We start from the raw sequence: 6848 nt of genomic DNA, 5'->3' as shown, positions 1-6848 counted from the left end.
CCAGATGCACGGACGAGCAGGCTTCACCCTGCTCCGGCACCGCATCCTCCTCGGATAACAGCACGCTCCGTCACCACCGAATGTGAGACAGGGCCTGATTAGACACTCCCGTGGGTCTGTCCAGCCAATGGTGTAACTCGGGTGGTGTGAGTTAGCGGCGGCCGACGGAGAGTCGGCCGTCGAAGGCGATGTCGAAGGCCTGCAGGGCGGGCTTCCAACGCATGGTCCAGCGTTTGCGTCCCTGGCCGGTGGGGTCCAGGCTCATGACGGCCATGTAGACACATTTGAGGGCTGCGGCCTCGTTCGGGAAGTGCCCGCGGGCCCGGACGGCTTTCCGTATGCGAGCGTTGACCGACTCGATCGCGTTGGTGGTGCAGACGACGCGGCGGATCTCGGTGTCGAACTGGAGGAAGGGTACGAACTCTGCCCAGGCGTTCTCCCAAAGCCGCACGATCGCCGGATACTTGGCGCCCCACTCTTCCTGGAATTCCAGGAACCGGTCTTCCGCCGCGCTCGCGGTCGGAGCCGTGTAGACCGGCTTGAGTGCCCGGGAGATCTTGTCCCAGTCCTGGCGGCCCGCGTAGCGGAACGACGCCCGGATCAGGTGGACGACACAGGTCTGAGTCACCGCTTGGGGCCAGACCGCCGAGATCGAGTCGGGCAGGCCCTTGAGCCCGTCGCAGACGACCATGCACACGTCCTCGACGCCGCGGTTCTTGATCTCGGTCAGGACCTGGAGCCAGTACTTGGCGCCTTCGCCGCCGTCGCCGGCCCACAGGCCGAGAATGTCGCGTGTGCCGTCCACCGTGACCGCGAGTGCGACGTAGATGGGCCGGTTCGCCACCTGCCCGTCGCGCACCTTGACGTGCACGCAGTCGATGAAGATCACCGGGTAGACCGGGTCCAGCGGCCGGTTCTGCCACTCGGCCATCCCGTCCATGACCTTGTCGGTGATGGTTGAGATGGTCTGCTTGGACACGCTCGCGCCATAGACCTCGGCCAGGTGGGCGGAGATGTCACCGTGTGTCAGACCACGCGCGGACAGCGACAGGACCATCTCGTCGACGCCGGTCAGGCGCCTCTGCCGCTTCTTGACGATCTGCGGCTCGAAGCTGCCGTCTCGGTCACGCGGCACCGTGATCTCCACCGGGCCGACGTCGGTCAGCACGGTCTTGGACCGGGCCCCGTTGCGGCTGTTGCCGCTGCCGGCACCGGCCGGGTCGTGCTTCTCGTAGCCGAGGTGGTCGGTGATCTCGCCTTCCAGGGCGGACTCCAGAACGCGCTTGGTCAGCTGCTGCAGCAGCCCGCCGTCGCCGGTCAGCTGCAGGCCGCTCGCGCGGGCTCGGTCGACCAACTGCCCGATCAACTGGTCATCCAGCAGGTCCGCCGGCAACTCGGCCGGCCGGACCTCTTCAACCGCCTCGGCAGAGACAGTCACGTCGCTCATCAGGTGCTACTTCCATGATCGGGAGTTACACCGAAGACCGTACAGACCCACTCCCGTGCAGGGTTCCGGCTCAGCACGCTTGCTTGGGGGCGTCATGCGGCCGGGTTGCCTACTTGCTCCTGGATGCTGTCAGCTCCCGTTGTAAGGGGAGGCAGTCACACAGAAGATGACGTTGGTGATCGGCAACCCTCCCGGGGCCTGGAGGTTGGTGTCCGTGGCAAGGCCATGGGGAAAGGTGGTCGTGTCATACACGTAAGCGTTGGCCGTGGTAGTTCCAGGCCCCTCGCCGTCAATGACGATGACGGCACGCGCGGCGTAGGGCCCCGTGATGGCATAGTCGAAAGCGAGGGGGTTGCCGGTGAGGGTGACGGACCCGTTGTCGTGCGGAGGGGCGAACTGGGTGGTTTGGGGGGGGGGGCAGTGCCGCCTGCTGCTCGAAGTCGTAGGACCCCGCCGGCAGGCCGATGCTGGCACAGTTCGAGTCGTTCGGCACCGTGATAGGGTCCACCGTCGCGGCCGATGCGGGGCTGGCGGCGAGACCGACCGCTACTGCCGTGGCCAGGCCGGCGCCGATGAACCGCGCTCCCCAACGCGCCCGACTCGGCATTGTCTTTGCTCGGGTAGCTACTCGCATAACGAGCAGTCCTCCTTAGTCCTCTGAGGTGTACCAGATCCCGGTCACCACTCCATGCCCCCGCGGACTCTCGCGCCTTCTACATCGGGCAGTCCGAGTTGTACTTATCCGTCCGCCACCGGGCATATCAGTATTTATACAGAAAGATCACCATTATGCTCCCCTCTCTAGGTCATTTGGGGCTCGCAAAAGGCAGAAAAGGCGAATGAGACCGGTCAGCCTGAAGGCGCTGGAGAAGAAGCTGCACCCGAGGTTCCTGACGGTCTCCGAGCGGGAGCGGATACGTGACATGCGGGCCGCCGGGCACTCGCTGCGGGCCATCGGGCGGACTCTGGGGCGGCCGGCCAGCACCGTCGCACGCGAGCTGCGGGCCAACTCCGGGGCCAACGGCTACCACCCCTACGCGGCGCACAGGGCCGCCGTCGCCCGCAGGCCGCGGCCGAAGGAACCGAAACTCATGCGCGAGAGCCCGCTGCGCGATTTCGTCCGGGAGGGGCTGCGCAGACAGTGGTCGCCGGAGCAGATCTGCCACGCTCTGGTGAAGGCACATCCTGACGACCAGAGCATGCGGGTGAGCGTGGAGACGTTGTATTTGCAGGCCAGGGGCGTTTTGCGGCGGGAAGTCCAGGCAGCCGTCCGCACCGGTCGCACGCGCCGCAAACCGCGGCGCAGCCCTACCCACCGCACCCCCCGCTTCCTCGACCCGATGGTGATGATCAGCAGCCGTCCGGCCGAGGTCGAGGACCGGGCCGTGCCGGGCCACTGGGAGGGCGACCGTGCGACACGAAGTTGCACGAATTTGAGTGGTGTCAAGCACCGGGTTTCGTGGAGGGTGAGTTAGCTGGATTTCTGGAGTGAGGGGTGGGGTTCTTCCGCGTCGTGGGCGGTCTCGTACTCGGCGGGGGTGACGTGGCCGAGCTCGCCGTGCAGGCGCCTCTGGTTGAACCAGTCGATGTACTCGGCGACGGCGATCTCGACGTCGTTGATGCCGCTCCACGGGCCCTTGTTGCGGATCAGTTCTGCCTTGAACAGGCTGTTGAACGCCTCAGACTCAGTGCCTGTTTCGGGTCCTTACATGACAAGTGAGTGATCTATCGGTGCAGGCCAGGGGCTCGTCGTGTGGGTGCTGACCAAGCGAGGACACGGCGAGGCGAAGGACCTGCTGGAGCCGAAGGGCATACGGGTCTCGGTGCTGCGTAAGCAGGAGTACGACCCGGACACCGGGGAGCTGCTCGGCACCGGCTACGACGACCACGCCGCGGCGGTCACCTCGACGGCCGCCGAACTCCACCGCGCCGGGATTGGGCACCGGCTCGGCTTCCAGACCGAGATCGGGCACCGGCTCGGCAACAGCTACGTGCAGCGGGCGGACCTGGTGGTGCGGGCGCCGGAGGCCGGGGTGCCGGTGCTGCTGCTGGAGATCGACCGCCGTACCGAGGACGCGCACGACCTGGTCGCCAAGCTGCGCCGGTACTGGGAGTGGGGCCGGCTGCTGCCGAGGGACGCGGACAAGCACACCGTGGACCTGGTCCGCTCCCGGCCGGACGCGATCGAGCACGTCGACCACGAGAAGCGGCTGTGGCGGCGGGTCTACCCGCCGACCGGAAGGGAGGGCCTGGTGCCGGTGGCGTTCGTGTTCGCGGACACCACCGAGGCGAAGGTCGCCAACACGGTCGCCGTACTGGAGGAGGCCGGCCGCCGCTACTGGGCACCGCGCCGGTACCGGACCCTCCACCGGGGGATCACGGCGAAGGACTACGGCCAGGCCGTGCCCGTCGTCGTCACCACCCTGGAGCAGCTCCAGGAGCACGGCGCCGACGCGGCGGTGTGGCGGCGGCTGGGACGCAAGGGCGAGCAGACGCTGACGGCCGCGCTGGACAACCCCGACGGCGACGTCCTCTTCCGCGACCAGGAGGCCCGCGCCGACGCGGAGGAGGAGCGACGCCGCGTCGCTGAGCGGGAGGCTCAGCGCCCCGTGTGCAAGCGGTGCGGGCAGAAGTTCACCGACCAGCGCTGGGAGGAGACCACCGCGCACAGGACGGCCTGGAACGCCGGGGACGTGTCCGTGTGCGGCACCTGCCACGCCGACGACGTCGCCCGCGAGGAAGCCGCCGCCGAAGCCGCCCGCCTCCAGGCCGCCGCACCGCCGGAGCCGGAGGACGACCCCGAGCCGGACCGGGGCCGCGGCTGGTTCCGCCGGCGAGCCTGACCGCACGAGCCCGCTGTGCGGTCGGCAGCCTCCAGGCCGCACAGCGGGACCGACCCCGAAGCCACCGCATCACGGGGCGGGACGGACAGGCCCATCCGACGGCGGCAGCCCGCCGGAGGCCCTACACAAGCCCCATGAGACGCAGCCGAGAAGAGACCGCACCCCAGGATCTGCCGGGCGACCTGTGGCACGCCCTGGCCCAGCTCCACCACAGCCATCCCGACCCCGTGGGTCGTGTCGGGCCGCTCGCCCGCCCGGCCGGGCTGCTGGCCTTCACCGCGGCCGCCGACACCATCCTCGCGGCCCGGGTGCAGCTGACCGGCGCGGAGACGATGCGCGAGGTGAACGAGACGCTCCGCGCGATGACCGGTGACCTGCCCCACGCGCAGGCTCAGGAACAGGCGGCAGTCCCCCCGGTCGCATGGACACTACACCGACCCCCTACGGCCGGAGCAGACAGAACGACCGCACCAACGATCATGCCGGGCCGCCCCGCACCCCTGCAGGCCATTCAGCAACAGAGTCGGATGCGGCGAGGGCGTCGATCAGGCGCGAGACGGTCGGGTCGGAGGCGACCGGGCCGAAGACGGTCGACTCACACCGCAGCATCGCAACGTCCGCGAGGCAGTCCCCGCCCAGTGCGACCGCCATGGCGACGTCCAGGAGGATCTTGCCGGGATCGTGGACGGCCCGCGGTTTGCGCCACGGAGCCAGAGCTGCGGATATCGCCTGGTCAACCCTGGGTATTCAGCGGAATTGGGTGATCTGACGTTCCGGTAGCAGAAAGGTGCCGCTGGCCTGCAAGGATGCGAGTGTCTACGTCGTATCCGCTGCGAGAGTCAGGGCACCAATCTGGTGAGCGAGCCTACAGGGTGGGACCGGCGGCTGTCCGTGGTCGCCGACGGTAAGGGACTGGTCGGGCATGCCGGGGCGGTGCTGCTGCGCCGACTGGCCGACCGTACGGGGCTGACGGCCGCGCTGGCGGCGGTGCTGCCCGCCGGGACGGGGGCCGGCTGGCGACATCGCGCGGCGGTGGTCGTGCAGCTCGCGGTGGCGATCGCGCTCGGGGCGGTGAACCTTTCCGACGCCGAGCAGGTACAGATCCATCACCAGGGCCTGTTCGGGCCGCCGGTGTCCGACTCGACGACCCGCCGAGCGCTGGCCGCGATGGACAGCGAGGTGCTGGCGAAGATCGGACAGGTGCGGGCTCGGGTGCGTCGGCACGTGTGGTCGCTGTTGTGTCTGCGGCCGGGTGGGTTTGCGTGGCTGACCATCGCGGGGAAGGTGCTGCACCGCTGGATCGTGATCGACATGGACGCCACGATCATCACGGCCGCGTCGAAGAAGCAGGGCGCCGCAGCGACCTGGAAGAAGACCTACGGGTTTCATCCGCTGGCCGCGTGGTGCGCGAATACCGGTGAGTGCCTGGCCATGACCGCGACGAACATCTCCAGGATGACCCGCATCGCGGGCTCCCACCAGATCCAGTGGCTCGATGCCCTGCACCGCCACCATGCCGTCGTCGAAGACCACGTCCGCACGAACAAGGCGATGGGGCTGCACAACCTGCCCTCGAAGTCCTGGCAGATCAACGAGGCGTGGATGCTCACCGCGAACCTCGCCGCCGACCTGGATGCCTGGCTGCGGCTGCTCACCCTGCACGACCACGGCGAACTGGCCGACGCCGAACCCGACACCATGCGTTTCCGCCTCTACCACCTGCCCGCCCACCTCGCCCGTCACGCCCGCCGCCGATGGCTGCGGATCGAGACCACCTGGCCCTGGGCCGACGCGTTCGCCACCAGCTGGCGCCGGCTCGGCACGCTCCCCGCAGCCACCTGACCCGGGGCACGGCTGTCCCGCCGAAGACCAGGAAGGAGCCGACCAGCACACCCGGGAGACGTGGAACCCCGGCGCACCCCGCAGCGACACGCGAAGATCCCGCCCGACACCCGCCCGGACAAACGGGATGAACCGATCACCTCAGCGAGCAGCGATCACCGCTGACGGATCGAGGTCAAGGCCCGTCTTGCGGACCGTCTCCAGCAGCAGGACCGCACCGGCCTGCGAGACCACTGCACCTGCCGACCGTCTCCCTGGACACGGACACGTGGGTACGACGAGATAGGCTCTCTCACCTGGAAAGTGCTCTTTTCCTTGCAGCCAACAGGACCCTCAGCAAGTCCTATCGTTGCAGGTCAAGGGCACTTTCCGTGTTTCTGATCAACTCTTGGACAGCCCACCTCGTGAAAGCGCGAGGTTAAGGGATCTCCACAGCGCGAGGGGATTGACACTTCTCTTTGTTCTTGGCCTGACAGTATTCCGTCCGCCGGATGTCCCCGCCTTTCAGCTATACGGTCTCCTTCTCTATTAGTGATATGTGAAGATTTATCAAGGTTGGACTATTGTGGCAGTTTCGGCCGCCCCTTTCCTCGGTCATTGGGCCGGGTGACTGCCCCGCCTCGTTTACTGGCCTTCTTTGGTTCCTGGAGGTCTGGGGCCGTTTGGGTGCCGCGCCGCATGGGTCACCGACCGCGATTACCCCCGTAATTCACTTT

Annotated in this window: 4 protein-coding genes and 2 pseudogenes; 3 read left to right on the top strand and 3 right to left on the bottom strand. The window is 67.8% G+C overall.

What is annotated here, in order from left to right; translation table 11 throughout:
- Positions 1 to 151: 151 nt before the first annotated feature.
- Positions 152 to 1447: an IS256 family transposase gene (locus AB0N17_RS44745; protein ID WP_366017449.1), complete on the bottom strand. Its 1296-nt coding sequence runs from the start codon at positions 1445 to 1447 to the stop codon at positions 152 to 154.
- Positions 1448 to 2301: 854 nt separating this feature from the next.
- Between AB0N17_RS44745 and AB0N17_RS44740 the strand changes: the two are divergent.
- Positions 2302 to 2856 (top strand): annotated as a pseudogene (locus tag AB0N17_RS44740) (IS30 family transposase); the annotation flags it as partial.
- Positions 2857 to 2918: 62 nt separating this feature from the next.
- On the opposite strand, the gene AB0N17_RS44735 reads toward AB0N17_RS44740, so the two are convergent.
- Positions 2919 to 3095: an IS3 family transposase gene (locus AB0N17_RS44735; RefSeq protein ID WP_366017450.1), complete on the bottom strand. Its 177-nt coding sequence runs from the start codon at positions 3093 to 3095 to the stop codon at positions 2919 to 2921.
- Positions 3096 to 3198: 103 nt separating this feature from the next.
- Here AB0N17_RS44735 and AB0N17_RS44730 point away from each other — a divergent pair, with 103 nt between their 5' ends.
- Positions 3199 to 4290, top strand: coding sequence for a hypothetical protein (locus AB0N17_RS44730; protein WP_366017448.1), 1092 nt, complete (start codon positions 3199 to 3201; stop codon positions 4288 to 4290).
- A 525-nt stretch (positions 4291 to 4815) separates the two neighbouring features.
- Here AB0N17_RS44730 and AB0N17_RS44725 read toward each other — a convergent pair.
- Positions 4816 to 5028 (bottom strand): annotated as a pseudogene (locus AB0N17_RS44725) (transposase); the annotation flags it as partial.
- Between the two features lie 117 nt (positions 5029 to 5145).
- Here AB0N17_RS44725 and AB0N17_RS44720 point away from each other — a divergent pair.
- Positions 5146 to 6132, top strand: a complete 987-nt coding sequence (locus AB0N17_RS44720; protein ID WP_366017447.1) for a transposase — start codon at positions 5146 to 5148, stop codon at positions 6130 to 6132.
- Positions 6133 to 6848 lie beyond the last annotated feature (716 nt).

It is taken from the genome of Streptomyces sp. NPDC051133 (assembly GCF_040682635.1).
Lineage (GTDB): Bacteria > Actinomycetota > Actinomycetes > Streptomycetales > Streptomycetaceae > Streptomyces.
Note: the sequence above shows the minus strand (reverse complement) of the source record. Positions and strands in the feature narration are given on the sequence as shown.

Bases quoted from the DNA above. Each gene is read 5' to 3' on its own strand.
- AB0N17_RS44745 (WP_366017449.1), bottom strand. From the start codon at position 1,447: ATGAGCGACGTGACTGTCTCTGCCGAGGCGGTTGAAGAGGTCCGGCCG.